24 protein-coding genes are annotated in these 25,380 nt (G+C 73.8%); 7 read left to right on the top strand and 17 right to left on the bottom strand.

The window, feature by feature from the left end:
• Positions 1–40 precede the first annotated feature (40 nt).
• On the top strand, positions 41–1,171 hold the full coding sequence (locus ACIQU4_RS02035) for a ferritin-like domain-containing protein (protein ID WP_403724628.1): 1,131 nt from the start codon (positions 41–43) through the stop codon (positions 1,169–1,171).
• Positions 1,172–1,182: 11 nt separating this feature from the next.
• Here the strand turns inward: ACIQU4_RS02035 and ACIQU4_RS02040 are convergent, their stop codons facing one another.
• Positions 1,183–2,652, bottom strand: a complete 1,470-nt coding sequence (locus ACIQU4_RS02040) for a penicillin-binding transpeptidase domain-containing protein (RefSeq protein ID WP_403724631.1) — start codon at positions 2,650–2,652, stop codon at positions 1,183–1,185.
• The gene (locus tag ACIQU4_RS02045) at positions 2,649–4,019 is read right to left on the bottom strand and encodes an FtsW/RodA/SpoVE family cell cycle protein (protein ID WP_403724634.1); all 1,371 of its coding nucleotides are present in this window, start codon (positions 4,017–4,019) and stop codon (positions 2,649–2,651) included. The genes ACIQU4_RS02040 and ACIQU4_RS02045 overlap by 4 nt, the downstream gene beginning before the upstream one ends.
• A gap of 95 nt (positions 4,020–4,114) precedes the next feature.
• Here ACIQU4_RS02045 and ACIQU4_RS02050 point away from each other — a divergent pair, with 95 nt between their 5' ends.
• The 3 genes from ACIQU4_RS02050 to ACIQU4_RS02060 all read left to right on the top strand — a co-directional run bounded on the left by ACIQU4_RS02050 (position 4,115) and on the right by ACIQU4_RS02060 (position 7,238).
• Positions 4,115–4,504: a DUF6325 family protein gene (locus tag ACIQU4_RS02050; protein WP_387290145.1), complete on the top strand. Its 390-nt coding sequence runs from the start codon at positions 4,115–4,117 to the stop codon at positions 4,502–4,504.
• Complete coding sequence (locus ACIQU4_RS02055; protein ID WP_403724637.1) at positions 4,504–4,923, top strand: hypothetical protein; 420 nt, start codon at positions 4,504–4,506, stop codon at positions 4,921–4,923. Before ACIQU4_RS02050 ends, ACIQU4_RS02055 begins: the two co-directional genes overlap by 1 nt.
• 524 nt (positions 4,924–5,447) lie before the next feature.
• Positions 5,448–7,238 carry an NlpC/P60 family protein gene (locus ACIQU4_RS02060; RefSeq protein WP_403724640.1) on the top strand — a complete coding sequence of 597 codons (1,791 nt, stop codon included), beginning with the start codon at positions 5,448–5,450 and terminating at the stop codon, positions 7,236–7,238.
• On the opposite strand, the gene ACIQU4_RS02065 is transcribed toward ACIQU4_RS02060, so the two are convergent.
• From ACIQU4_RS02065 to ACIQU4_RS02085, 5 genes are read right to left on the bottom strand one after another with little or no spacing between them, the layout of a single operon-like run.
• Complete coding sequence (locus ACIQU4_RS02065) at positions 7,133–8,449, bottom strand: styrene monooxygenase/indole monooxygenase family protein (RefSeq protein ID WP_403724643.1); 1,317 nt, start codon at positions 8,447–8,449, stop codon at positions 7,133–7,135. The two genes, ACIQU4_RS02060 and ACIQU4_RS02065, sit on opposite strands and share 106 nt — an antisense overlap.
• 52 nt (positions 8,450–8,501) lie before the next feature.
• Positions 8,502–9,092, bottom strand: a complete 591-nt coding sequence (locus ACIQU4_RS02070) for a GTP-binding protein (RefSeq protein ID WP_403724646.1) — start codon at positions 9,090–9,092, stop codon at positions 8,502–8,504.
• Positions 9,093–9,141: 49 nt separating this feature from the next.
• A complete protein-coding gene (locus tag ACIQU4_RS02075; protein WP_403725927.1) occupies positions 9,142–9,552 on the bottom strand; it encodes a DUF742 domain-containing protein in 411 nt (136 codons plus the stop codon).
• A 47-nt stretch (positions 9,553–9,599) separates the two neighbouring features.
• Entirely contained in the window at positions 9,600–10,082 is a 483-nt protein-coding gene (locus ACIQU4_RS02080; protein ID WP_403724648.1) for a roadblock/LC7 domain-containing protein, read from the bottom strand.
• Positions 10,079–13,396, bottom strand: coding sequence for a nitrate- and nitrite sensing domain-containing protein (locus ACIQU4_RS02085; RefSeq protein ID WP_403724651.1), 3,318 nt, complete (start codon positions 13,394–13,396; stop codon positions 10,079–10,081). Before ACIQU4_RS02085 ends, ACIQU4_RS02080 begins: the two co-directional genes overlap by 4 nt.
• 471 nt (positions 13,397–13,867) lie before the next feature.
• Between ACIQU4_RS02085 and ACIQU4_RS02090 the strand changes: the two genes are divergently transcribed.
• Positions 13,868–14,641, top strand: coding sequence for a protein phosphatase 2C domain-containing protein (locus tag ACIQU4_RS02090; protein ID WP_403724654.1), 774 nt, complete (start codon positions 13,868–13,870; stop codon positions 14,639–14,641).
• 42 nt (positions 14,642–14,683) lie between these two features.
• Here ACIQU4_RS02090 and ACIQU4_RS02095 read toward each other — a convergent pair whose 3' ends face one another.
• From ACIQU4_RS02095 to ACIQU4_RS02130, 8 genes are all read right to left on the bottom strand, one after another.
• Positions 14,684–15,136, bottom strand: coding sequence for a MarR family winged helix-turn-helix transcriptional regulator (locus ACIQU4_RS02095; protein WP_403724657.1), 453 nt, complete (start codon positions 15,134–15,136; stop codon positions 14,684–14,686).
• Positions 15,137–15,254: 118 nt separating this feature from the next.
• Positions 15,255–17,651: an endopeptidase La gene (gene lon / locus ACIQU4_RS02100; protein WP_403724660.1), complete on the bottom strand. Its 2,397-nt coding sequence runs from the start codon at positions 17,649–17,651 to the stop codon at positions 15,255–15,257.
• A gap of 27 nt (positions 17,652–17,678) precedes the next feature.
• Complete coding sequence (locus tag ACIQU4_RS02105) at positions 17,679–18,356, bottom strand: hypothetical protein (protein WP_403724663.1); 678 nt, start codon at positions 18,354–18,356, stop codon at positions 17,679–17,681.
• Between the two features lie 27 nt (positions 18,357–18,383).
• Positions 18,384–19,673, bottom strand: a complete 1,290-nt coding sequence (locus ACIQU4_RS02110) for a hypothetical protein (RefSeq protein WP_403724666.1) — start codon at positions 19,671–19,673, stop codon at positions 18,384–18,386.
• 13 nt (positions 19,674–19,686) lie between these two features.
• The gene (locus ACIQU4_RS02115; RefSeq protein WP_403724669.1) at positions 19,687–19,980 is read right to left on the bottom strand and encodes a hypothetical protein; all 294 of its coding nucleotides are present in this window, start codon (positions 19,978–19,980) and stop codon (positions 19,687–19,689) included.
• Positions 19,953–20,228, bottom strand: a complete 276-nt coding sequence (locus tag ACIQU4_RS02120) for a hypothetical protein (protein WP_403724670.1) — start codon at positions 20,226–20,228, stop codon at positions 19,953–19,955. The genes ACIQU4_RS02115 and ACIQU4_RS02120 overlap by 28 nt, the downstream gene beginning before the upstream one ends.
• A gap of 107 nt (positions 20,229–20,335) precedes the next feature.
• Positions 20,336–21,091: a DUF4097 family beta strand repeat-containing protein gene (locus ACIQU4_RS02125; RefSeq protein WP_403724673.1), complete on the bottom strand. Its 756-nt coding sequence runs from the start codon at positions 21,089–21,091 to the stop codon at positions 20,336–20,338.
• Between the two features lie 86 nt (positions 21,092–21,177).
• The gene (locus ACIQU4_RS02130; protein WP_403724675.1) at positions 21,178–22,035 is read right to left on the bottom strand and encodes a sulfurtransferase; all 858 of its coding nucleotides are present in this window, start codon (positions 22,033–22,035) and stop codon (positions 21,178–21,180) included.
• A 330-nt stretch (positions 22,036–22,365) separates the two neighbouring features.
• Here ACIQU4_RS02130 and ACIQU4_RS02135 point away from each other — a divergent pair, with 330 nt between their 5' ends.
• Positions 22,366–22,545, top strand: a complete 180-nt coding sequence (locus ACIQU4_RS02135; protein ID WP_403724676.1) for a hypothetical protein — start codon at positions 22,366–22,368, stop codon at positions 22,543–22,545.
• Here ACIQU4_RS02135 and ACIQU4_RS02140 read toward each other — a convergent pair.
• Positions 22,542–23,846 (bottom strand): hypothetical protein, encoded by a 1,305-nt coding sequence (locus ACIQU4_RS02140; RefSeq protein ID WP_403724678.1) that lies wholly within the window; start codon positions 23,844–23,846, stop codon positions 22,542–22,544. The genes ACIQU4_RS02135 and ACIQU4_RS02140 overlap by 4 nt on opposite strands.
• Positions 23,847–24,025: 179 nt before the next feature.
• On the opposite strand from ACIQU4_RS02140, the gene ACIQU4_RS02145 reads away from it, so the two are divergent.
• Positions 24,026–24,625, top strand: coding sequence for a hypothetical protein (locus tag ACIQU4_RS02145; RefSeq protein WP_403724681.1), 600 nt, complete (start codon positions 24,026–24,028; stop codon positions 24,623–24,625).
• Here ACIQU4_RS02145 and ACIQU4_RS02150 read toward each other — a convergent pair.
• Positions 24,622–25,287 carry a TetR/AcrR family transcriptional regulator gene (locus ACIQU4_RS02150; protein ID WP_403724684.1) on the bottom strand — a complete coding sequence of 222 codons (666 nt, stop codon included), beginning with the start codon at positions 25,285–25,287 and terminating at the stop codon, positions 24,622–24,624. The genes ACIQU4_RS02145 and ACIQU4_RS02150 overlap by 4 nt on opposite strands.
• Between the last annotated feature and the right edge of the window lie 93 nt (positions 25,288–25,380).

Consider the following 25,380-nt stretch of genomic DNA (forward strand, 5'->3'; position numbering starts at 1 on the left):
TCCAGTCCTGTACGGAAGTACACGAGCCGAGGGGGCGTCAGTGTCGACGCACGAGCTCTACACCAAGGACCCGGGCGCGGACGTCTGGCAGGTTCCGGCCTCCGGTTCGGCCCGCTTCAGCTGGGAGGCCATGTTCGTCGGCCAGGAGAACGGCTCCGGCCGCGAACGGCTCCTCGCGCTCTACCAGAAGGGCAAGGACAAGCAGTGGGACGGCGCCAAGCGCATCGACTGGGACCAGGAGGTGGACCCGTACAACCCGCTCGGCACCCCGGACGAGGCGCTGACCCTCTACGGCACCCGGCACTGGTCCGGGCTCACCGAGAAGGACAAGGGGGAGCTGCGCCGGCACTACACCGCCTGGAACTTCAGCCAGTTCCTGCACGGTGAGCAGGGCGCGATGGTGTGCGCGGCACGGATCGTGGAGTCGGTTCCGGACCTGGACGCGAAGTTCTACTCCGCGACCCAGACGATGGACGAGGCCCGGCACGCCGAGATCTTCGGCCGCTTCCTGCACGAGAAGGTCGGGATGGTCTACCCGATCAACGACAACCTCCAGGCGCTGCTCGGTGACACCCTGCGCGATTCCCGCTGGGACATGCCGTACCTGGGCATGCAGGTGCTCATCGAGGGGCTGGCGCTGGCGGCGTTCGGGATGATCCGCGATACGACCGACAAGCCGCTGCCGAAGCAGATCCTGGCGTACGTGATGCAGGACGAGGCCCGGCACGTGGCGTTCGGGCGGATGGCGCTGCGGGACTACTACAAGCAGCTGACGGACGCCGAGCTGCGCGAGCGCGAGGATTTCGTGATCGAGGGCTGCTACTTGATGCGGGACCGGCTGCGCGGGGTGGAGGTGCTGGAGAACTTCGGCATCTCCCGCAAGGAGGCCGCGCAGTTCACCGAGCAGTCGGAGTTCCTGCACCTGTTCCGGAAGCTGCTGTTCAGCCGGATCGTGCCGTGCGTGAAGGACATCGGGCTGTGGGGCGAGCGGCTGCAGAAGGCGTACCTGGACATGGGCGTCTTCGAGATGGGCAACTCCAACCTGGACCTGCTGATGGCCCAGGACGAGGAGATCGCCGAGGCGCTGGACCGCGAACGCTTCGCGGTCGAGGAGGCGGACCGGGTGGCGGAGGTGGAGGCGGCGATCGCGGAGGGGTCGGATCCCGCGTAGGAGGGGTCGGGTCAAGGGGACATCTGAGCGGCGAGCGCGGCCTCCATCACCGCCCGGGCGATCGGGGCGGCCGCGCCGTTGCCGCTGATGTCCCCGCGGTGCGCCTCCGCGTCCTCGACGACCACCGCCACCGCGACCCCCGGCTGCGGCGCGTCCTCGGCCTTCGCCCAGCCGATGAACCAAGCGTACGGTGCCCCCGCGTTCCCGACGCCGTGCTGGGCGGTGCCGGTCTTGCCGCCGACCACCGCGCCCGGGATCGCGGCATTGTGCCCGGTGCCGTTCTCCACCACCTGCACCATCATCTCCTGCAGCCGCAGCGCCGTCGCCGGGTTCATCGCCCGGCCCAGGCCGTGCTGCTGCCCGCGCCGGACCTGGTCCCCGTCGTCCTGGGTGGTCCGGTCGACGAGGTACGGGGACTTGAGCTCGCCGCCGTTCGCGACCGCCGCCGCCACCATGGCCATCTGGAGCGGCGTGGCCGTCGTGTTGAACTGCCCGATCGAGGACAGCGCCAGCTGGTCCGGGCTCATGTCCGTGTCGAAGTTCGACCGCGACACCCAGGCCGGCACCCGCAGCCCCTCCTCGTTGAACCCGAACCGGCGCGCCGCGTCCACCATCGCGCGCAGCCCGACCCGTACCCCGATCTTCGCCATCACCGTGTTGCAGGACCACTGCACCGCCTCCGCCATCGAGGCGTCCTGGCAGCCGGTGGCCGTGTTCGGCAGGAGGGTGCTGGTGCCGGGCAGCGGGTAGGGGTCGGGGGTCTGCGTGGGCGCGTCCACATCGGTGACCACGCCGGCGTCCAGGGCCGCGGCCGCCGTCACGATCTTGAAGGTGGAGCCGGGCGGGTACGTCTCGCGCAGCGCCCGGTTCAGCATCGGCCGGGCGGGGTCCGCGTTCAGCCGGACCCAGGCCGCCTTGACGGGCCCGCCGGTGCCGGAGAGCGCCGCCGGGTCGTACGAGGGGCTGCTGACCAGCGCGAGGATCCTGCCGGTGGCGGGCTCCAGGGCGACGGCCGCGCCGCGCCGGCCCGCCAGTCCGGTGTACGCGGCCAGCTGCGGGCCGGACCGTACGGTGGTCTCCGCGTTGCCGCCGGACGGGCGGCCGCGGGCCAGGTCGTACCAGAGCGGGAAGACCGAGAGCCCCGGATCGGTGCCCGAGAGGACCGCGTCCTCGGCGCGCTCCAGGAGGCTGGTCCCGTAGGTCTGCGAGGAGAACCCGGTGACCGGCGCGTACAGCGGACCGTTCGCGTACGTCCGCTCGTAGCGCAGGAGCTGGCCGCTGTCCCGGGATCCGGTGACGGGCCGCCCGTCGACCAGGATGTCCCCGCGGGGCTCGGCGTAGCGCTCGATGGCGGGGCGCTTGTTGGCCGGGTTCGCCCCGTACGCGGCGGCCTCCCAGACCTGCACCCGGGCCACGTTGACGAGCAGGGCGGCGAGCAGCAGCGCGCAGAAGTACGCGCACCAGCGGATGTACCGGATCACGCGCCGCCCCCTTCGGCCGGGCGCGGCCGGCCGGCGCTGTCGCCGAGCCGGACGAGCAGCGCGACGATGATCCAGTTGGTGACGACGGAGGAGCCGCCCTGGGCGAGGAAGGGCATGGCCATGCCGGTGAGCGGGATCAGCCCGGTGACTCCCCCGGCGATGACGAACACCTGGAGCGCGACGATCGAGGCGAGCCCGGTGGCGAGGAGGCGGCCGAAGGGGTCGCGCAGCGCGAGCCCGGCGCGGAATCCGCGGTGGACGAGGAGTCCGTAGAGCAGCAGGATCGCGGTGAGGCCGACCAGGCCGAGCTCCTCGCCGGCGGTGGCGAGGATGAAGTCCGACTTGGCGGCGAAGCCGATGAGGAAGGACTGCCCGTGGCCGAGCCCGGAGCCCAGCAGCCCACCGGCGGCGAAGGCGAAGAGGGACTGGGCGAGCTGGCCCGGTCCTTCCCCCCTCTCGATGGAGGCGAAAGGATTCAGCCAGTCCTCGACGCGGCTGTGCACATGCGGCTCCAGGGTGCCGACGGAGTACGCGCCCAGGGCGGCGAGCAGCAGCCCGATCGCGATCCAGCCGATCCGGCCGGTGGCGGTGAACAGCATGACGACGAAGAGCCCGAAGAAGAGCAGCGAGGTCCCGAGGTCGCGCTCCAGGACGAGCACGCCGACGCTGAGCAGCCAGATCGCGAGGATCGGGCCGAGGACCCGGCCGGGCAGGAGGCGCAGCTTCCAGAACAGCCGGCGGCCGGTGAGGGCGAGGGCGGTGCGGTTCGCGGCGAGGTAGGCGGCGAAGAAGACGGCGAGCAGGATCTTGGCGAACTCGCCGGGCTGGAAGGAGAGTCCGGCGAACCGGATCCAGATGTGCGCGCCGTTGACCGCCGGGAAGAAGACGGGGACGAGCATCAGCACGAGGGCGGCGGCCACGGAGAGGTACGCGTACTTCTGGAGCACCCGGTGGTCGCGCAGCAGCACGACGACGAGGACGAACAGGACCACGCCCAGCGCCGACCAGCGCAGTTGGTCACCGGCGGCGAGGTGGGCGGGAGTGGTGAGGTCGAGGCGCTGGATCAGGACCAGGCCGAGTCCGTTGAGCAGGACGGCGATGGGCAGGACGAGCGGATCGGCGTAGGGGGCCCGGAAGCGGACGGCGAGGTGCGCGAGCAGGGCCGCGCCCCCGAGCCCGGCGGCGTAGCGGCCGGCGGACCCGGGGGCGCGGCCGGTGGTGGCGAGGCCGACGTAGAGGTGGCCGAGGACGCAGATGAGGACGGCTCCGGCGAGGAGCGTCAGCTCGACGCCTCTGCGCATGGACGCGGAGCCGTCGGGGGGCGGGGGCGGCGCGGGCTCCGCCACCTCTGCCGTCAGAGCGGTCATATCGGAAACGTAGCAAGCGGACGGATGGTATGTCCGCTTATGTCATAGAGTGCCGAGGAGTAGTCAGAATCGGTCACGAGTGGGAGCGGCGAGACATGGGACCAGTGGAATTCATCGTCCTGGCCTTCCCGGAGGAGCAGCTGCGGGTACCGGCGGTCGAGGCCGTGATGGGGTTGCGCAAGGCGGGGGTCGTACGGCTGATCGACGGGCTCGTGGTCACGAAGACTGCGGCGGGTGAGGTGCTGGCGGCGGAGTTCGACGAGTTCATGGAGCTGCTGGGGCTGTTGCGGCACCGGGAGGCCGCGCAGCTGATCGGGGCGGAGGACGTCAAGGAGTCGGCGGAGCTGCTGGAGCGGGGCAGCTGCGCGCTGCTGCTGCTCGTGGAGCACGTGTGGGCCGAGGACGCGGCGATCGCGGTACGGGCGGCGGGCGGGCGCATCGTGGGCTCGGTCCGGATCCCGCCCGAGCGGACGGAGGCGGCCTGATGTTCATCCGCCCGGTCGGCACGAGAGTGGAACCGGCCCGCCGCCCCACGGGCCGCCCCCTCCTCCAGGGCCTCCTCACCCGAGCGGCGGGCCGCCCGCCGGCGGCGGGGGCCGGGGCGGGGTCCTCCGACTCCGAGACGGCCGGCGCCGAGCCTGCCGGCTCCGCGGGCCCGGGGGCCGAGACCACCGCCCCGCAGACGGCGGGACGCGAGACGGCGGGACCCGCGGCCGCCGGACGCGAAACCGCTCCAGCCAAGACGATGGCTCCGGAGGGCCGGACGACCACCGGCGGCGGCCAGACGATGACCCCACCAGCCGGCCTGGCCACGGAACTGGCACAACTGGCCAACCTGGCCAAGGAAGGTCTCCTCACCCCCCAGGAGTTCAAGGAGGCCAAAACCCGCCTCCTCCACTCCTGACGGCCCGGCACGGTCGGCGCGGCCGCACCCAGGGCGGATGACCCTGCCGGTCGGTGGCGCGGGCGCCGCTGCGCGGGGCCTTCTCCCCGCCCCGCCCTTTCTCCGTTTCCCGGGCTCCGCCCGGACCCGTGCCCAAAACGCCGGCGGGCCGGATGCGCCGGAGGGGCGAACCCGCCGGGGTCGGGGGTGGGGTGGGGTGGGGTGGGGTGGGGTGTCGGCCGGGGCGTAAAACGTGATCTGTGGCGTGGACCCCGGCCACCTCTCCGACCCGGAACGGCCGCCATGAATCATGCCCGCCCCGGACGGCACCCCACCCCGCCCCCGGCCCCGGCCCACCACGCAGCCGCCCCGCCCGGGATCGCCCCGGCTCCGAAGCCACCCGCAGGGTCCGGCTACCAGGGGGCCGGGCGGGGCAGCGGCCCCGGCAGCGGTGGGCCGGACGGGTGGGTGTGGGGAACTGGCCGTTCCGGGTGGGGGATTTGTCATACCGGGCGTGGCAGCATCGGCCGCCTGGAGGTGATCACATGTCACGCCGCGTGCTCCGTGCCGCCTGCATCGCCGCCCTGTTCGTGTCCGGGCCGCTCCCCGTCACCCACGCCGGGTCCGTGCCCGACTTCCTGGCTGACTCGGCCGCTGCCACGACCCGGCGGCCCCGTGCCGCCGCAGAACCCGCCGCCCCCGACGGCGCCACCGCCCGGCAGGCGCATGGCTCGGCGGACGCCTCCTCCCGGCGAAGCCCCGCCCAGCCCCCCGGCACCGCAGGCGCCGCCCACCGGAAGAGCCTCGGCCGGGTGGAAGCCACCGCCCCGCAGGTATCCGGTGCCGGAAGCGCCGCTGCCCGGCACCGGCTCAGCTCGGCGGATGCCACTGCGCCGGAGGGCACCGCCTCGATGGACGCCACCAAGACGCAGAACCCCGACCCGGAAGACACCACCCCCCGGCGGACCACCGCCCCGCAGGGGCTCGGCTCGGTGGGCGGCACCGACTCGCGGACCGCCAGTGTGGCGGACGCCACCGGCCGGCAGGCCACCGATACGGCGGACGCCACCGACCAGCAGGGCGCCGGCACCGCAGGCGGCGCCGCCACCACCCGGATCCCCGTCGACGCAGGCGCCGCCACCACGCGGGACCCCGGCAGCACGGGTGCCGGCGCGCTGCCGGGGCTCAGCGGCGCAGGGGACACCGCCCTCCAGGGGCTCGGCGTCGGAGAGTTGCTCGCGCGGCTGCAGGGGCTCTATCGGGATGCCGAAGCCGCCGCCGAGGGGTACAAGGCCACCGAACTCGCGCTCAAGGCCGGGCAGGACGAGGAGCGGCGGCTCAGTGCCGAGCTCGCGAAGGCCCGTACCACCCTCGGCGCCGAGAAGGCCGCCGCCGGGCGGGTGGCGCGGGAGCAGTACCAGGGCGCCGTCGGCTTCTCCCCGTACGCCCGGATGCTGCTCACCGGCGACCCCCAGGCCGCCCAGGACCAGCGGCGGCTCGCCGCCCGCGAGGGCGCCCGGCGGGCCGGGGTACTGACCCGGCTCACCCGCAGCGAGCGCCGGGCCGACCTCCTCGCCACCACCGCCCGCAAGTCACTCGACGCCCGGCAGACCCTGACCGCGCAGCGCAGGCGGCACAAGCAGGAGGCCGACCTCAAACTCAGGCAGGTCGAGCGGGTCCTCGCCGCGCTCACCCCCGAGCAGCTCGCCCGGCTCGGCTCCCGCGAGGCCGCGAACACCGCCACCGCGCAGCGGGAGCTGCTGGACTCCGGCCGGCTCGCCGCCACCCCCCGTACGCCCACGGCCGCCGGCGGCGCCGCCCTGACCTACGCCACCGAGCAGATCGGCAAACCGTACGTCTGGGGCGCCGAGGGCCCCGGGTCCTTCGACTGCTCCGGGCTCACCTCACAGGCCTGGGCGCACGCCGGCCGGTCCATCCCCCGGACCAGCCAGGAACAGTGGGCGCAGCTCCCGAAGGTGCCCCTGGACGAGCTGCGCCCCGGCGATCTGGTGGTCTACTTCCCGACCGCCACCCACGTGGCCCTGTACGTCGGCGACGGAAAGGTGATCCAGGCCCCGCGCCCCGGCGCGAAGGTCAAGGTCTCCCCCATCGCCGCCAATCCGCTCCTCGGCGCCGTACGGCCCGATCCCGACGCCGCCCCGCTCGCCGAGTTCACCGCACCGGCACTTCCCGACAACGACACGGGCGACGGCAGCGGCGACGACAGCGGCTACTCCTCCGCGGAGGCTCCCACGGCCTCCGCAGAGGCTCCCGCGGCCCCCGCGGCCCCCGCGGCCCCCGCGACCTCCGCGACCTCCGCGACCTCCGCCAAGTAGTCCTCCGCGTCCTGCGCGTCGTAGAAGTACCCGTCGAAGTCGGCCGGCTGGTCGAAGCCGTTGGCGAAACGGTCCGCCACCGGCTGGAACTGTCCGGCCGCCCCGATCAGGTTCAGCACGTGCTCCGGCGGAACGCCCAGCATCGCGTTCGTCCACTGGGTCACCGGCTTGCCCGTCGTGAACCAGAACTTGTCGAAGGTGGCCTTCATCCAGGCCTCGTCGAACGGCTTGTCCCCGTGCATCAGGATCGACGACAGGTACGAGGCCGCGCACTTGGACGCGGAATTCGAGCCCTGGCCGGTGATCGGGTCGTTCGCCACGACCACGTCGGCGACGCCCAGCACCAGCCCGCCGCCCGGCAGCCGCCCGATCGGGTTGCGGACGACCGGCGCGTACCGGCCGGCCAGCGTGCCGCCCGCGTCCGTGAGTTCCGCGTTCGCCGCCCGCGCGTACTCCCAGGGCGTGAACTTCTCCATCAGTTCCAGTGTGAGTGCGAGGTGTTCGGCCGGGTCGTTCACCCCGCGGAACACGTCGAGCGGGCCGCCCGGGAGTCCCTCCCAGAACAGGATGTCCGCCCGCCCCGACGTGGTCAGCGTCGGCATGACGAACAGCTCGCCCACCCCCGGGACCAGGTTGCAGCGCACCGCCTCCGTCTCCGGGTGCTCGGGCCGCGGCTCCAGCCCGTGCACGTACGAGACGGCCAGCGCGCGCTGCGGCGCGTCGTACGGGGAGCGCGCCGCGTCCCGCCCGAACATCGACACCAGCTCGCCCTTGCCCGCGGCGACCAGCACCAGGTCGTACGTACGGGAGAAGAAGTCCAGGTCGGCGACGGACGCGCCGTGGATCACCAGCTGTCCGCCGCGCTGTACGAAGGTGTCGAGCCAGCCGGCCATCTTCACGCGCTGGTCGACGGACTGCGCGTATCCCTTGAGGCGGCCGAGCCAGTCGACGGGGCGCGAGCCGTCCGGGGCGGCGACCGAGACGCCGAGGCCCTCGATCCGCGGGGCCTGCCGCTCCCAGAAGTTCAGGGCGAGGTCGCGCTCGTGCCGCAGCGCCGTGTCGAACATGACCTGCGTGGACATGATCCGCCCGGTGCGGATCTCGTCCGCCGTCCGGTTGGACATGAGGGTGATCTCGTACCCCTTCGCCTGGAGGCCGAGGGCGAGCTGGAGACCGGACTGACCGGCCCCCACGACGAGTATCTTGCGCATCTCACGTTCTCGATTCGGGTGAGCGGTTCGGCGGTTCGGGGGTGTCGGGAACCTATTCGGGGGTCGCGTCCAGCGCGTGGCCCACCAGCGTCATCAGGGACTCGACGACCGTGTCCCGGCGCCGCGCGTCCATGATCAGTACCGGCACGTGCGGCGGGATGGCCAGCGCCTCGCGCACGTCCTGCGGCTCGTACGCGTGCGAGCCCTCGAAGTGGTTCACGGCGACCGAGTACGGGAGCCCGCAGCTCTCGAAGTAGTCGAGCGCGGGGAAGCAGTCGCGCAGCCTGCGCGTGTCGGCCAGGACGATGCCGCCGATGGCACCGCGCACCAGGTCGTCCCACATGAACCAGAAGCGCTCCTGGCCCGGGGTCCCGTACACGTACAGCACGAGGTCGTCGGCGAGGGTGACGCGGCCGAAGTCCATCGCGACGGTGGTGGTGCTCTTGTCCGGGGTGCCGGACAGGTCGTCCGTCGGGACGCCGGCCTGGGTCATCACCGCCTCGGTGCGCAGCGGGGTGATCTCGGAGACGGAGGACACGAAGGTGGTCTTGCCGACGCCGAAGCCGCCCGCGACCAGCACCTTGACGGCGACGGGTGCACGGGAGCGGTCGTACTGCCAGGGCTGGACGGGCTCGTCGTCCAAGGCGGTCCTGGCGTGGACGGGCGTACCGGCGGGCGCACCGACGGGCGGGTCAGAGACGGCGAAGACCACTGAGCACCCTTTCCAGCAGCGCGCGTTCGGGGCGCCCGGGGCCGTGCCCCGTCCCGTAGACGCGTATCCGTCCCTGGTCGGCGAGGTCGCTGACCAGGACGCGGACCACCCCGAGCGGCAGCTTCAGCAGCGCGGATATCTCCGCGATGGTGCGCATGCGGCGGCAGACCTCGACGATCGCCGGCATCTCGGGCGTGCGGTCGTCGGGCTCGGGCCGCTGCGGCTCCGACGCCCGGGTGTCGCAGGCGGCGACGAACGTCTCCACGTGCAGGACCTGCGCGAAGCGGGTGCGGCCGCCCGTGAGGGAGTACGGGCGGACGCGGGCGGGGCGGCGGTCGGCCCCGCGTATCGGCAGACGGTCGGACGCGGGCGCGGACGCCGCGCCCGACACCGACGCCGCGCCCGACGCGGGCGCGGACGCCGCCGAGGCCGTACTCCTCACGGGGTCTTCTCCATCGACTGGCGCAGCTCGCTGCGGACTTCGGGGGTCAGGACGTGGCCGGCCCGGCCGACGAACAGGGCCATGTGGTACGCCACCACGCTCATGTCGCAGTCGGGGGTGGCGTGCACGCCGAGCAGCGAGCCGTCGCTGATGGCCATGACGAAGACGGAGCCGTGCTCCATGGCCACCATCGTCTGCTTGACCGCCCCGCCCTCCATGAGTTCGGCGGCGCCCGTGGTGAGGCTGCCGAGGCCGGAGACGATGGTCGCCAGGTCGGCGCAGGCGCCGCGCGGGCCCTTGGTGCGCGCGGGGTTCCCGCCCGCGGCCGCTCCCCCGGGGTCGGAGGACAGCAGCAGGAGCCCGTCCGAGGACACGACGGCGACGGAGTTGACGCCGGGCACCTCCTCGACCAGGTCGGTCAGCAGCCACTGCAGGTTGCGGGCCTGGGTGCTCAGTCCGTACGTACTGGGCGCGGTCATGTGCGTGCCTCCTGTGCGGTGTCCCCCTGGTCGGTGTCCTGTGCGAGCTCGGCGGCCACGACGCGCCGTCCGTCCCGCGTCCCCTGGTAGAAGCCGCCGAGCCGGCGGCGCAGCTCGTCGGCGTCGACGCGGCGCGCCGGCGCGGGCGGCCGTACGGCCTCGGGGCGGCTCGCGCCCACCGTGCGCGGGGTCCGCTTGGGCAGCCCCTTGTCGGTGACGGCCGCCTCCGGCCCGGAGTCGGGGTGGCTCCCCTGCCGGGGGACCCAGTCGGCCTCGTCGGGGGCGTGCCGGTGGGGCTCCGCCGGGCCGTCGGGGGCGACGGCGGTGGCGGCCTCCCCGGGCAGCGGCAGTCCTGCTTCCGGTACGTCGGCCCGCGGGCCGGCATCGGGCAGCCGGTCGGGGGACGCCGGGTCAGGGTCGGGCCCGGCGAAGGCATCCGGTCCCGCGTCGGGGACGACCCGGGCGAGGAGTTCTTCGCCGGGATCGGGCTCGCCCGGGACCTCTTCAGGGATGGCGGCCGCCGTGACCACCTGGTCGGCGCCCGGCAGCCCGGCCTCCGCCGCCGGGGCGGCGTCCGGAACGACCCGGGCCAGCAGCTCCTCGGCCGGGGCCGGTCCGCCGGCCGCGGTGAACACCTGGTCGGCCGGAGGCAGTACGTCCGCGGGATCCCCGAAGGCGTGGCCCGCGGTGAACACCTGGTCGGCGGGCGGCAGCCCACCGTCCGTGCCCGGCGCCTGCGCGGCCCTGTCGGGCTCCAGCCCCCCGGCCAGATCCGGCCCGAAGTCCGGAGCCAGGCCCGCGCCCGGCGCGAAGTCCGAGACCGGGTCCGGGACCGACACCGGGTCCGGGTCTACGGCCGGCGCGAAGCCCGAGTCCGGATCCACGTCCGGGCCTTGGTCGCCGGCCACGTCCGCGGGCCGGGCTGCGTCCGGCGCCGGGTCCGTACCCGGCTCGCCACCGAGGCCGACAGCCGCGTCCGAAGCGAAGCCCGAGTCCGGATCCACGTCCGGCCCCGTACCCGCAGCCAACGGCTCGTCCGCGGCGTCCGGTACGGCCGGGTCCCACTCCATGCCCCGCAGCAGCTCGGCGTCGGCCTCCGGGCCCAGGTCCTGGAAGGGCTCGGCAGCCGGGGCCGGGGCAGACACAGGGTCGGCCGGGGCCGGGGCAGACACGGGGTCGGCCTGCGCCGATGCCTCCGCGTCCCGCTCCACCGCCGGCGGCTCCGGCATCCGGCGCCCCGGGATCGTGTTCTCGTTCGCCTCCGCGATCACGCCCGGCAGCCGCAGTTGCGGCACGCCCGGCGCCGGCGTGGCGAACGTGTGCACCGGCGAGCTCGGCGGCGTGGCCGGAAGCAGCGAGGCCGGGACGACCACCAGGGCCTCCGTGCCCGCGTGCCGCCCGGCGCGCAGCTCGGCCGTGACCCCGTGCCGGGCCGCGAGGCGGCCCGCCACGTACAGGCCGAGGCCCAGGCCGTGTTCGGCCTCGGGCTCCTCGTCGTACGCCTCCGGCGTGGCCAGGCGGGCGTTCAGCGCCTCCAGCCGGTCGCCGGTGACGCCGATGCCCTCGTCCACGACGGACAGCACCACGTCACCCGAGTCGAGCAGCCACCCGGAGACCCGTACCTTCGCCTCGGGCGGCGAGAACGTCGTCGCGTTCTCCAGAAGTTCGGCGAGCACGTGCGAGATGTCGTCGGCCGCGTGCCCCGCGACCTGCGTGAACGGCGGCAACGCCGCCAGGTCTACGCGTTCGTAGCGCTCGATCTCACTGACCGCGGCCCGCGCCACATCGACCAGCGGGACCGGAGCGGGACCGGCGCCGTGGTTGTGCTCCTGGCCGGCCAGGACCAGCAGGTTCTCGTTGTGGCGGCGCATGACCGTCGCCAGGTGGTCCAGCTTGAACAGGGTCGCCAGCCGGTCCGGGTCCTGCTCCTTGGACTCCAGCTCCTCGATGACCGCGAGCTGGCGCTCCACCAGCCCCAGCGTGCGCAGCGAGAGCGAGACCGACGTCGTCGACATGATGCGGCGGTGCTCTTCGAGGCCGGCCCGCAGCTGCGTCAGCTCCTGCGCCATCGCCTCCCGGTCCGCGGTCAGTTCCTGCTCCAGCGCCTCGCGGGCCGCGGAGAGCGCCTCGTTGCGGCCGATGAGCCGGCGCCCGTCGGCGTCGAGGCCGGCGATCCGGGTGTGCAGGGAGACCGTCTGGTCGCGGACCGCGTTGAGGTGGCGTACGACCTCGGCGAACTCGTCGTTGCGGCCGGTGAAGCGGACCGGCTCGACCGAGCCCTCCGGGGTGGCCAGCCGGGCCGCGCCGCGGCGCAGTACGGACAGCGGCCGGGTCAGCGAGCGCGCGACGGCCGTCGAGAAGCCGACGGCGACCAGGAACAGCAGGCCGAGGACCGCGACCAGCATCTCCAGCCGGGTCACGTCGTCGTCGCGCAGGGTGGCGAGCGCGGTGGCCCGCTGCCCGGCGAGGGTGGCCTCGACGGACCGCATCCGGTCGATGCGGGCGGTGAGCGGAGGGGCGACGGCGGCGCCGTCGAGCCGGCGGTCGGCCGTGGACAGCGTGGGCCGTTCGGTGAGCCGCTTGAGGTAGTCGTCGGCCGTCTTGACGTCGGGTCCGCTGACGGTGGCGGCGAGGGTCTGGCGTACGTCGGGGCGCGCGACCCGGTTGAAGTCGTCGAGCGCGGCCTGCTCCCGTACACGGGCCCGCTGGGCGGCGGTGGTGAGTTCGTCCGTGGCGGCCGTGTTGGAGGGCTGCTCTCCGCGGGGGACGGCCAGCGCGGCGAGCAGCAGTCCACGGGTGGCCGAGGCCTGTTCCACGGCCTGGCCGAGCGGGGCCAGCGGGCGGGTGGTGGCGAGGGCGGCGACGGCGCGCGGCGGGGTCAGCTCGGCGAGCCGGTCGCCCGGCGCGAGCAGTTCCGCGATGACGCCCGCGTACGCCTGGTGGGCGGCGAGGGCGCTGCCCTTGCCGTCGACGGCCTCGGTGCGGACGGCCTGGACGCGGCCGAGGGCGCGGGCGAGCGTCTCGTCGGCCTCGTTCTGGACCTCGGCGAGCTGGCGGTCGGTGAGCGCGGTGCGCTCCTGGACGGGGCCCTTCGCCTGGGCGCCGGGGCGGCCCTTGGCCACGTACTCGACGACGGCGTCGCGCTCGTCGGCGAGGAGGTGCGCGAGGGTGAGGGTGTGCTGGGTCTGCTCGGCGAGCGTGACCAGCTGCTGGGAGTCGTTCAGCTCCCGTGTCGCGGAGACCACGGCTGGGGCGCCGGCCGCGAGGACGGTGAGGCCGGCGACGGCGACGCCGATGACGAGCCTGCTGCGCACGCGGACGGGGCGTCCTGCGGGGGCTGGTCCGTCGGTGGCGGTGCCGTTCTTCCGAGACCGCTTCTTCTGCACCGGTGCTCGCAATCCTGTACGTGTGCTCGTGCTCGTCTACTCGTGTGGCCGAGGTAACGGCCGGTCAACAAGTAAACGCCCCCTGCCTCCTCGTACCGCCTCAGACCTTTGCAGTGTGTTGGGGAGAGAGCCTGACATCGCCCACCCGGCCACTCGAACGAGTGAACATCACGGATGAGTTGGCAACCAACTCGGCGGTGCGCCTACAGGGGGTCGTCATGGACGGGTGGTTGAAAGATCGGTGAGGGCTTTGGCAATATGCCCGCCCACAGCCGCCGGAGGCCCGCCGAACACCGCGCCGGCCGCGCGGATGCCGTGCGCCCGGCGAGCAGCTCATTGGTACGGACTTTTCGCCCCACCCCGGCCGTCCGGCACCTGCGGGGCGGGCAGAATGTCCGTATGCGCATCGACCTCGCCTCGGCCCCCGGCGACCCGGAACGCCCCAATGAGGACTGGCTATCGGCGGCGATACCCGCCGCGGGCGGCGGAGTCCTGGTCGCCCTGGACGGGGTCACCCCGCCGGGCGGCGAGGTGGGGTGTTCGCACGGCGTGCCCTGGTTCGCGGCCCGGCTCGGGGGCCGATTGACCGAACTGTCCGGATCGCGGCGGGACATGCCACTGGAGCGGATCCTGGCGGAGGCCATCCGCGGCACCGCCGACGAGCACCGGGAAACCTGTGACCTTTCTCACGTGCGGACCCCGCAGGCGACGGTGGTGATGGCGCGGTGGGACGAGGAGTACGTGGAGCACCTCGTGCTCTCGGATTCCGTACTGCTCCTCGAAGCACCCGGCGGCGACGTGACGGCGGTGCTCGACGACCGGCTGGACCGGATCCCGCGCGAGCTGCTGCGGACGCAGGCCTCGGCGGACGCGCTGCGCAACGCGGAGGGCGGCTTCTTCACGGCGGCGGCGGACCCGGAGGTCGCCGCCCGGGCGGTGACGGGCCGGACCCCGCGCGAGCGGGTCCGGGCGCTGGCGGCGCTGACCGACGGGGCGAGCCGGTGGACGGACACGTTCGGGGAGGGCGACTGGGCCCAGTGCCTCGCGGTGCTGCGGAAGGAGGGCGCGGAGTCCCTGATCGCCCGGGTCCGCACCCTGGAGTCGGACCCGGCCCGCCCCCGCACGCGCGGCAAGCGCCACGACGACGCCTCGGCTGCGTACGCGGAGCTGTAGCCGTAGCCGTAGCCGTATATGCAGCCGTGGCTGCTCCGGCGGCTACTCCTCGCCCTGGTTCAACTGATGGAGCAGCCGGGCCAGTTCCGCGACCTCTCCGCGGTCCCAGTCGGCGAGCTTGCGCATGTACTGCTCGCGCCGGGCCCCCCGTACGCGCAGGAAGCGTTCCCGGCCCTCGTCCGTGAGCCCGACGAGGAAGGCCCGGCCGTCGGCCGGGTCCGGCTCGCGCGCCACCAGACCCAGCACCTCCAGAGCCCGCAGCTGCCGGCTCATGGTGGCCTTGCCGACCCCGAAGTAGGCGGCGAGCTCGGTGGCCCGCTGCCGGCCCGCGGCCTCCAGCCGTGTGAGCAGCCCGTACGCGGCCGGCTCCAGCTCGGGATGGAGCGCGCGGGCCATCTCCCCGGACGAGGCCCTGGCGCGCCGGAGGAAGACGGACAGCTCCCGCTCCAGGGCAAGGAACTCCTGGTCTTCGCTTCCGTGCACGTCCGCTCCCATCGATGGTGTCCCGAGGCACCAGTATTTCGCAGCGCGCACGCCACCGGCCCGGGACCCCGCCTGAGGTCCCCCCGGACGGAGTCCGGGGGAGGGGTCCCGGGCCCGTCGGGCGGGCCGGTCAGGCGGCGGCGGTCACCCGGACGGCGTCTGCCGCGAGGGCCAGTTCCAGGACCTGGCGCACGTCCGTCACCGGGTGGACCTCCAGTCCCTCCAGTACCTCGGACGGGACGTCGTCCAGGTCGGCCTCGTTCCGCTTCGGGATGATCACGGTGGTCAGGCCGGCCCGGTGTGCGGCCAGCAGCTTCTGCTTGACCCCGCCGATCGGCAGGACGCGCCCGGTCAGCGAGACCTCGCCGGTCATGGCCACGTCGGTCCGCACCTGCCGCCCGGAGAGCAGCGAGGCGAGCGCCGTGGTCATCGTGATGCCCGCGCTCGGGCCGTCCTTCGGCACCGCGCCCGCCGGGAAGTGGATGTGCACGCCCCGGTCCTTCAGGTCGGCGACCGGAAGCTCCAGCTCCGCGCCGTGCGAGCGCAGGAAGCTGAGCGCGATCTGCGCCGACTCCTTCATCACGTCGCCGAGCTGTCCGGTGAGGGTGAGTCCCGCGGCCCCCGTCTCGGGGTCGGCCAGCGAGGCCTCGACGAAGAGGACGTCGCCGCCCGCTCCGGTCACCGCGAGCCCGGTGGCCACGCCGGGGACGGCGGTGCGCCGCTCGGCGGGGTCCTGCGCCGACTCCGGGACGTGGTGCGGGCGCCCGATGAGCCCGCGCAGGTCGTCGGCGCCGATGCGCAGCGGCAGTTCCCGCTCCCCCAGCTCGTGCTGGGAGGCCACCTTGCGCAGCAGGCGCGCGATGGAGCGCTCCAGGGTGCGCACGCCCGCCTCGCGGGTGTACTCCCCGGCCAGTTTGCGCAGGGCGTCCTCCTCCAGCACGACCTCGTCGGCGCCGAGTCCGGCGCGCTCCAGCTGGCGGGGCAGCAGGTGGTCGCGGGCGATGACGACCTTCTCGTCCTCGGTGTACCCGTCGAGGCGCACGAGCTCCATGCGGTCGGCGAGCGCCTCCGGGATGGCCTCCAGGACGTTGGCGGTGGCCAGGAACACCACGTCGCTCAGGTCCAGCTCCACCTCCAGGTAGTGGTCCCGGAAGGTGTGGTTCTGGGCGGGGTCCAGGACCTCCAGCAGCGCGGCCGCCGGGTCTCCGCGGAAGTCCGACCCGACCTTGTCGATCTCGTCGAGCAGGACGACCGGGTTCATGGACCCGGCTTCCTTGATGGCCCGTACGATCCGGCCGGGCAGGGCGCCGACGTACGTACGCCGGTGGCCGCGGATCTCGGCCTCGTCGCGGACGCCGCCGAGGGCGACGCGTACGAACTCGCGCCCCATGGCGTGGGCGACGGACTCCCCGAGGGAGGTCTTGCCGACGCCGGGAGGCCCGACGAGCGCCAGTACGGCGCCGCCGCGGCGGCCGCCGATGACGCCCATGCCGCGCTCGCTGCGCCGCTTGCGCACGGCGAGGTACTCGGTGATGCGGTCCTTCACGTCGCTCAGCCCGGCGTGCTCGGCGTCCAGGATCGCCCGGGCGCCGCGGATGTCGTACTCGTCCTCGGTCCGCTCGTTCCAGGGCAGTTCCAGGATGGTGTCGAGCCAGGTGCGGATCCAGGAGCCCTCCGGGGACTGGTCGCTGGACCGCTCCAGCTTGTCGACCTCCTTGAGCGCGGCCTCCCGTACGTTCTCGGGCAGGTCGGCGCCCTCGACGCGGGCCCGGTAGTCGTCGGACTCCTCGCCGTCCTTCTCCCCGTTGAGCTCGCGCAGTTCCTTGCGGACGGCCTCCAGCTGGCGGCGGAGCAGGAACTCGCGCTGCTGCTTCTCGACGCCGTCCTGGACGTCCTTGGCGATGGACTCGGCGACGTCCTGCTCGGCGAGGTGGTCGCGGAGCCAGGTGATGGCCAGCTTGAGCCGGGCGACGGGGTCGGCGGTCTCCAGCAGCTCGACCTTCTGCGCGACGGTCAGGAAGGGCGAGTAACCGGAATTGTCGGCGAGGGCCGAGACGCCCTCGATCTGCTGGACGCGGTCCACGACCTGCCAGGCCCCGCGCTTCTTGAGCCAGCTGGTGGCGAGTGCCTTGTACTCCTTGACGAGCTCGGTGACCGACCCCGGCAGCGGATCGGGCAGCCTCTCGTCGACGCTCTCGCCCTCGACCCAGAGCGCGGCCCCGGGCCCGGTGGTCCCGGCCCCGATCCGGACGCGGCCGACACCGCGGATGAGCGCCCCGGGGTCCCCGTCGGAGAGCCGCCCCACCTGCTCGACGGTCCCGAGCACACCGGTGCCGGCGTACTTCCCGTCGACCCGCGGCACGAGCAGCACCCGGGGCTTCCCGCTCCGGACCGCCGACTGGGCAGCCTCGACGGCCCCCCGCACCTCGGCATCGGACAGGTCCAGCGGTACGACCATCCCAGGCAGCACGACCTCGTCGTCTAGCGGCAGCACGGGCAGAGTGAGCGTTACGGACGTCGAAGCCATGATCTTCCCTCCGGCAGTGAAGTTGAGCTATGCCGACTCAATGCATGTGCGCCCCTCAATGTTCCCCAACCCCCGTTCGCCTGGGGCGAACACCCCGCGCCGGCTGGTCACGCGCTCGCGGACGAGCGGCTGCTCCACCGGGGCGGTCGTCGTGGGGTGCGCGTCGTCCGCAGCGGCCGGTTCCTCGATGCACGCCAGCAGGACTTCACGTGCCTCGTGCAGCAGCATGACGGCGGCCTCGGAGTCCCCCGTCTCCGCGAGGAGAGCCTTGGCATGGTGGAGCGCGGCCCTGCCGAGACCGAACTCGGCGTGCCGACGGCGGACGGTCGTCTCGCGGACGGCGTCGCCGAAGTAGGCGTAGGCCTGTGCGACCAGGTTGGCGAACAGAGGTGTTCCGGGGTCCCCGGCGGCCGCGCAGTCCACCATTCGCCCCATCCGGTCCAACTGGCCGAACAGCATGCCAAGTCGGGCGGACAGCCAGGAACGGTTCCCGACCGGGATCGTCTCCCGCAGGGTGTGCAGGGTCGTCAGTGTGGCGCGCACGCGCGCGAGGTCGGCCACGTCCGCCCGGTCGATGAGCAGCCTGGCGGCCCGGACGAGTGGATCGGCCGACAGCGACTCGGCCGGCCTGGCGGCCAGGAGCGCGTCGAGCCGGGTTCGTACCTCCACCGGATCGGGGGCGGACCCGGCATCAGGGTCCGGCAACTCGTCGGAGGGTGCCTCCGTCTGCGGTCAGAGGGCTCGGAGCGCGGTGGCACGCCATAACTCGACGGTGAACCGTTCCCGGGACTCGACGAGCAGGCCCGGGCTGGCCGCGCGGAGAAGACGGGCTTCCCGTGCGAGCGCGTGCGCCGCCGCCCAGTCCTTGGCGCGGTACAGGTAGAGGGCGTAGTCGATCAGTGCCGAGGGGAACGCGGAGCCCTGGACCGGTGTGTCGTGGGAGGCGCTCCAGCGCATGTCCTCGATCGCGGTGACGTAATGCGCCTGAGCCTCGTCGGCGCGCCTGAGCGCCTGGAGGGTACGGGCGATGCCCGCCCGGGCGACACCGTGGTTGTGGCGCAGCATGACGAGCCGGAAGCCGTTCTCCCGGCAGGTGGCCCGGTCCTTCGCCTCCTGGAAGTTCCGAAGCGCTTGTTCGTAGGCCTCCAGCGCGGCGGTGCGGCGGGCGACGGCCGCCTCTTCGCCGGAGGTGTCCGGGACACCCGGCTCGCCGCCGGGTATCGGTGGGTCGGGGCCGTCGAACAGCGGCTCGTCCTCGGCACTCACCACCGACTGGGCCTTGCGCAGGTGCAGTTCGCCGAGCGCGCACAGCCAGGTGAAGGAACCGGAGACATGGGGCCGGGTCCGGGCGGCGAGATGGTCGGCCTCGATCCACAGGGTGGGGAGCTCCGCCGGGTCCTGTGCCAGCCGGTAGAGGACCTCCAGGTGAAAGGCGAAGTGCTCGGCAGTGGTGTCGCCACGCTGCTCGGCGAGGTGCAGGTCGGTCCTCGCGCCGTGCAGCAGGGCGAGGGGGGACGCGTCCTGACGGGCGAGGACGAGACGGGTGACCCCACGCATCCCGCGCCGGATCCGGCCCGGTTCGCCCTTGGCGAGGTGGACGTCGTTCGGTTCGACGGCGTCCCAGCAGCGCAGGGCCTCGGTGAGCATCGGGCGGACGGCGTCGCCCGAGCCCGTGCCCATCAGTTCCTTGGACCGCTGGTACAGCGACCCCGCCAGATACAGGTGGACATGACACCAGGTCGCTTTCCACCGCAGGTCGCCGAGATGCGGCCGGAGCCGGGAAGGTCCGAGTGCCAGCACGCGGCGTATGGCGAGGCAGACGATGACGGCGTTCTCGAATTCGAGCTTGTTGTACGTCGCCTGCCAGACCCCCGCGACGACCGTGGCGCCGGCGGCCGGGTCCAGCAGCTTCGCGAAGACGCCTTCGCCGAAGCAGGCCATGACCCGGCCGAGCAGATCCGGGGTGAGGTCGATGTTGAGGGCCGCGGCCTCGGCATGCAGCAGGGCCAGGGGGTCGTTCACGTGGTGTCGCCTCTCAGCGCACGGGCTGGATGTCCTCGCGCACGCGTCGGTCTCCGATGAGGAAGGCGGACTGAGGCAGCAGCTGGTGGGGTCCGGACCGGACTCGCAGGATTTCCTGCCTGGTCGCGGCGATCACCTGGGAGTCACCCGGGTCCCGGGACAGGGTGAGCAGGGCGGTGCGCAGCTCGTCGGCCTCGGGCCGGTCACGCAGGAGGTCGTACACCTCGAGGAACCGGATCTGCCGGTACTGCTCGCCCGGGACGTTCCACGGTCCGTCGATCACCTTGCGGACCGGGGAGAAGGCCACCGCCCCGCCTGCGACAGGTGTGTCAGCTCGGGATGGCCGACCTCGCCGAGTTCCTCCGCGAGCTCGCGGCGCAGGCAATCCGTCGAGGGCTCTCGGCCCGTGCCGCGGTGCAGCCACCGCGCGAAACCCGGCACCATGACAGCCGGGAGGAAGCCCCGCAGGTCGTGCTTCATCACGGCGTGGGTGCGGGCTTCCGGATCGAACCGCAGCTTCTCGACGCCGCGACGCTCTGAGGCGTGGTACTTCACGACTCCGCCCGGCGGTCCGAAGGATCCCGGCCGGGTGGGGGAACCGAAGTGATGTCGCCCCCAGGCCCCGGGTCCCCGCCCGCCGGCAGGGGTCCAGGCCGGCGGGCTCAGGGGGTGGGCTGGATGCGGATGTCGCCCGAGGAGGTCTGGATCGAAAGGTGGGAGGGGGCCGTGGGGGTGGAGGGGAGGGTGTTCCGGGTGCCCGAGGTGGTGGTCGTCGTGATCTCGTACGGGGCCTGGGGGACGCGGAGGGTGACGTCGCCCGAGCTGGTTTCCGCCGTTACCGCTGCCGGCGGGGTCGTGAACGTCAGGCGGGCGTCGCCCGAGGAGGCGCGGAGGTCGGCCGTCGGGGCGGTCAGGGCGGTGGCGGTGACCGACCCCGACGACGTACGGACCTTCAGGGGGCCGGTGATGCGGTCGGCCGTGACCTCGCCGGAGGAGGACGAGAGGTCCGCCCCCGCCACTCCGGTCACCGTGATGCGGCCGCTGCCGGCGGCCAGCGTGACCGTGGCCGAGGCCGGGACCTCCAGGCGGTAGTCGATGAAGCAGGGGTCCGAGCAGCCGTCCGTGAGGGCGAGGACGCCTCCCGCCACCCGCTGGCCCGGCTTGGGCACGGCGTCGCCGCGGTAGTGGACGGTCCGGTGGACCGTGACCCCCGGGCCCGCGCCGGGGGTGACCTCGATGGAGCCGCGCCGCGCGTCCTTCACCTCGACCGCCGTGACGGCCTCCCCGACCGTCGCGTCGGCGGTCGCCGTCTTCTGCTCGGCGTCCTCGAAGGAGCACCCGTAGAGCAGCAGCAGGCCGGCGGCCATGAGGACGACCACCGTCCGGCTGAAGCGCAATGACGTGATGTGGGAAGGCATGCGTACCACTTTGGTGCGTCGCCGGCCGTCTTCCGATGGGGGACGCACCCGGGCCCGGGGTGGGGCTATCCCCCGGTCCCGGTCCGTCAGCCCGTTGTCGCCGGGAGGTCCGGGCGGGTGGCCCAGTCCGTCCAGGAGCCGTCGTAGACCGACAGGGCGCAGTAGCCGGCGAGGGTGGCGCCCAGGGCCAGGACGCAGGCCGTCACTCCCGAACCGCAGCTGAAGTACAGCCGCTCCCGGTCACCGGTCAACGCCGCGAAGACCTCGCGGAGTTCCCCGGCGGGCCGCATCAGGCCGCCGTCCCGCTGGAGGTCCCCGAACGGCAGGTTCACCGCGCCCGGCATGTGTCCCCCGCGCAGCCCCGGCCGCGGTTCGGGGGCCGCGCCGGTGAAGCGTTCGCGCGTACGGGCGTCCAGTACGAGCGCCGCCGGATCGGCAAGGGCCGCCCCGACTGCGGCGAAGTCCACCAGCAGCCCCGGCCGCGGCCGGGCCGTGAAGGAGCCGCGCGGGCCCTCGTACACGGGTCCGCACTCCTCGACGGGCAGTCCGGCGGCGGTCCAGGCGGGCAGTCCGCCGTCCAGGACGGCCGCACGGTCGAAGCCCATGGCGCGCAGCATCCACCAGGCCCGCGCGCTGGAGTAGATGCCGGCGCCGTCGTAGACCACGACGGTACTGGTGTCGTCGACGCCGAGCCCGCGCAGCGCCTCCTCGAAGGCGGCGGCTGCGGGCATGGTGTGCGGGGCGGTGGCCTCGTGGTCGGACAGGGCGCCGTCGAGGTCGAAGGGCCGGGCCCCCGGGATCCGCCGGCCGGCGCCGCGGTGGGCGCCGACGGAGGCGTCGAACACGACGAGCCCCGGCTCGCCGAGCCGGCCGGCCAGCCAGTCCGCCCCGACCAGCGGTCCTGGCCGGGCGGGAGCCTCCGCGGCAGAGCGGGACGTGGTCATACGGCACCTCCGAGTGGGTCGGCGGGCCGCGCAGGCGAAGGGGCCCGACGCACATCTTCCTACGGGGCCCGAAGACGCCCGCGAAGCGCCTGATCATCCTGACGTTCGTCGTCCTCGTCGTGCTCCCGTCGGACTACGAGCATCTGGGCCGTTTGTTTCGGATCGGCTGTTTTTCGCCTCTGCTGCGCGCCCCGGGTGCCGCACCATGGCGGTCCCGGGAGCCGGGGCCCAGGCTTGGGGGAGCCGTGACGGAGACGACCAGCGGGCGCGGACGGCCGGGGCGCCTTCGGCATCAGCGCCGTCATCGCGCCCGAGGAAGCCACCTTCGGCATGACGGTGGAGGTGACGGTCACCCTGCCGACCGGCGAACGCGCCTCCTTGACGCTGTCCGACCACGGCAAGCCGTTCCTGCCGGGGCCCGGCAAGGCCAGGCTGAACCCGGCGCACCAGCAGGACTTCCTCGAACCGTTCGCCGGTCCGCACGCCCGTTACCAGGACGAACTGCGCTAGCGGTCCGTGCAGTGGCCCGGCAGGGCGTAGACGGCGATCCGGGCGCCCCGGACCTCGTCCACCGAGCACAGGTCGAAGTGCGAGGCCAGCGTCTGGCGTTTGACCGCCTCGCGGGGGTACGGGTCCAGCGGCTGGTCCGCCGGGTCCTGGAGGGCCACCACCCGGGGGGTGTCCACCAGGCGGGTCCAGATCTCCGCCGTCGGGAGCTCCGTGCCCTGGAGGCTGTGCGATGCCGCCGGGGTGCGGTCCAGGGCCGGGTCGCGCAGGGTCGCGTACAGCTCGGGCGAGGACAGCAGCCACTCGCGCCGCCGCGACGGCATGAACAGTACGGCGTCTCCCGGCCGGGCCCGTTCCCGTACGGCGGCGGCCACCGCGAGCACGTCGTCCTTGCGGCTCTCGGGGGTGCGCAGCCAGAGCGACCACCATCCGAACGGCACCAGCAGGGCGCCCGCCAGCAGCCACGGCCACCACCCCCGGGCCGCCGCCAGCCGGGTCCCGGCGAGCAGGGCGAGCCCGGCGAGCGCGTAGAGCACGTACCGGTCCACGTACCAGGGGTGGACGAGGGAGACCGCCATCAGCAGGCCGGGCGGCAGCAGGGCCAGCGGCAGCGCGACCCGGACCAGCTCCCGCGGTACGGCCGCGCCCCGCGCGAGCAGCAGCGCGGCCGCCGCGACGACCCCGTACGCCGCCCAGTCCCGCCAGCTCGGCCGGCCGAGCCAGCCCAGCTGCTGCTCCGCCTGCCGGGCGCTCACCACGGCCAGCGGCAGCAGCAGGGCCACCACCGCGGCGGCGCTCCACCGCCAGCCGCGCGAGCGCCGGGCGGTGACCCCGTGCGCGAGGAGGGCCAGTACGGCGAACTCGTGCAGCCAGCAGCCCAGCAGCAGGACCACGGCGTACGCGACCCAGCGCTCGCGCAGCATCAGGTACGTCGCCCACACCACGGCCGCGGCGACGAGGGCGTACGAGCGGCCCTCCTGGGCGTACATCTGCACGGGCGGCAGCAGGGCGTAGATCGCGCCGGACCACAGCGCGGCCCGCTCCCCGGCGAGCCGGTGGGCGATGGCGGCCACCCCGGCGGCCGCGAGCGCGGTGGCGGCGACGGACGGCAGGCGCAGCGCCCACAGGCCGCCGGCCCCGCCCGCTCCTCCCGTACCCGCCCCGCCGCCGTCCCAGGCCAGGAACACCGCGTGCATCAGCAGGTAGTACAGCCCGTGCACGGCGTCGACCTGCCCGAGCAGCTCCCAGATCCCGCCGAGCGGCCGGTGCGCCACCTGCCAGGTGACGGACTCGTCGCGCCACATGCTGCCGCGGCCGTCCGCGCCGGCGCGCTCCAGGCCCCGGAGGCCGAGGAGGACGGCGAGCAGCGGCGGCAGCCAGCGCCAGGCGGCGATGCGGCGGATGTCGTCCTCCTGGTGCTTTCCGTACGGGTGGTGCCGACTCCATACTCGGGGGTCGGCCCGAAGACCTCCGGGGGTGGGGTGTGCGCGCGTTCCGAGCGGTGGCGGCGGTACTGCTGAGTGCGGTGGTCCTGGCGGGGTGCGGCTCGGGGGGCGGCGGGTCGGGCAAGCCGTCCGCGAGTCCCCCGCCGGGCGGCAGCGGTACGGCGTCGGCGTCGGCGTCCGCTTCGGCTCAGCCGTCTCCCGGTCCCGCGTCCCCGGGCGCGACCGGCGCTCCGCCGGGGAAGCCGACGGGCACCGCGTCCGCCTCGTCCGTGCCCGTCTCCCCCGGGCCCTCCTCGGCGCTGGAGCGCCTCGTCACCGTCACCCGCAGCGGCGGCTACGCCGGGAAGACCACCAGCCTGCTGGTCAAGGGCGACGGCTCGTGGACCCGGCTGGACGGGCAGGCCCGCCCGATCGGCACCGGGAAGCTGCCGGCGGACCGCGTGGCGAAGCTGCGTACCGCGCTCGCGCAGGCGGATCTCGCGCACCTGCCGAGGATCCCGACGGGCGGTCCGGGGGTCTTCGACGGGTTCCTGTACGTCTTCGTGCACGGCGGCTACGAGGTGGCCGCCGACCAGCAGTCCCTGACCCCGGCCCTGCGCAACGTCCTGAACGAGCTGCCGGCGTTCGAAGAGGGCTAGGGAGTCCCGAAGCCCGCCAGGCCCGTGCCCGCCGTCGAGATGCCGCGCAGCTGCCGGTCCAGGTACGCGTGCAGCAGGGCCGGCATGTCCACGGCCTCGGGGGCCAGCACCCACTGGATCTGGAGCCCGTCCATGACGGCCAGGGTCTCGCGGGCGACGGCCTCGCAGTCGGTGCCGGGCCGCAACTCGCCCCGCGCGACGCCCGTCTCCAGCAGCCGGACGTTGTGCGCGAGCACCCGTGCGTAGCGCTGCGTGAAGTACGCGTGCGCCGGGTGGCCGGGGTTCCCGGACTCGCCGACCAGCGTGTTGTACATGCGTACGAGGCCGGGCCGGCGGGCGTTGTCCGCGGCCAGGGCGACGACGGTCGCGTAGTACGCGGCGACGGACTCCGCCGGCCCGCTGAACAGCCGCTCCACGTCGTGCTGCTCGCTCTGCGCCAGCACCGACAGCAGCAGGTCCTCCTTGCCCCGGAAGTGGTGCAGGAGCCCGCCCTGGGTGATGCCGCAGTCGTGGGCGATGCGGGCGAGCGAGGAGGCGTGGAATCCCCACTGCGCGAAATGCTCCACCGCGGTGTCGAGGATCTTCTGGCGGCGGGCGTCGCCGACCGCGTAGGTGCCGCGGCCGGCGGCCTTCGGGGCGGCCGCCTCCTTGTGCTGTGCCATGCGGCCCACCCTAGGCCGCTCCCGACCCCTGCCTCCGAAGGAGGTGATTCAGGTCACTTTTCCAAAACCTAGTGGGTGCACGGTTTTCGCGCT

The sequence above is a fragment of the Streptomyces sp. NPDC090741 genome, assembly GCF_044769045.1.
In the GTDB taxonomy this organism is placed as follows: Bacteria; Actinomycetota; Actinomycetes; order Streptomycetales; family Streptomycetaceae; genus Streptomyces.

What these genes read in the sequence shown, in the direction of transcription:
- ACIQU4_RS02150 (WP_403724684.1), bottom strand. Translation starts at nt 25,287, where the DNA reads ATGGCACAGCACAAGGAGGCGGCCGCCCCGAAGGCCGCCGGCCGCGGC.
- ACIQU4_RS02130 (WP_403724675.1), bottom strand. Translation starts at nt 22,035, where the DNA reads ATGACCACGTCCCGCTCTGCCGCGGAGGCTCCCGCCCGGCCAGGACCG.
- ACIQU4_RS02095 (WP_403724657.1), bottom strand. Translation starts at nt 15,136, where the DNA reads ATGGGAGCGGACGTGCACGGAAGCGAAGACCAGGAGTTCCTTGCCCTG.
- ACIQU4_RS02125 (WP_403724673.1), bottom strand. Translation starts at nt 21,091, where the DNA reads ATGCCTTCCCACATCACGTCATTGCGCTTCAGCCGGACGGTGGTCGTC.
- ACIQU4_RS02045 (WP_403724634.1), bottom strand. Translation starts at nt 4,019, where the DNA reads ATGACCGCTCTGACGGCAGAGGTGGCGGAGCCCGCGCCGCCCCCGCCC.
- ACIQU4_RS02065 (WP_403724643.1), bottom strand. Translation starts at nt 8,449, where the DNA reads ATGCGCAAGATACTCGTCGTGGGGGCCGGTCAGTCCGGTCTCCAGCTC.
- ACIQU4_RS02055 (WP_403724637.1), top strand. Translation starts at nt 4,504, where the DNA reads ATGTTCATCCGCCCGGTCGGCACGAGAGTGGAACCGGCCCGCCGCCCC.
- ACIQU4_RS02050 (WP_387290145.1), top strand. Translation starts at nt 4,115, where the DNA reads ATGGGACCAGTGGAATTCATCGTCCTGGCCTTCCCGGAGGAGCAGCTG.
- ACIQU4_RS02060 (WP_403724640.1), top strand. Translation starts at nt 5,448, where the DNA reads ATGTCACGCCGCGTGCTCCGTGCCGCCTGCATCGCCGCCCTGTTCGTG.
- lon (WP_403724660.1), bottom strand. Translation starts at nt 17,651, where the DNA reads ATGGCTTCGACGTCCGTAACGCTCACTCTGCCCGTGCTGCCGCTAGAC.
- ACIQU4_RS02140 (WP_403724678.1), bottom strand. Translation starts at nt 23,846, where the DNA reads ATGTGGCGCGACGAGTCCGTCACCTGGCAGGTGGCGCACCGGCCGCTC.
- ACIQU4_RS02135 (WP_403724676.1), top strand. Translation starts at nt 22,366, where the DNA reads ATGACGGTGGAGGTGACGGTCACCCTGCCGACCGGCGAACGCGCCTCC.
- ACIQU4_RS02090 (WP_403724654.1), top strand. Translation starts at nt 13,868, where the DNA reads ATGCGCATCGACCTCGCCTCGGCCCCCGGCGACCCGGAACGCCCCAAT.
- ACIQU4_RS02080 (WP_403724648.1), bottom strand. Translation starts at nt 10,082, where the DNA reads ATGACCGCGCCCAGTACGTACGGACTGAGCACCCAGGCCCGCAACCTG.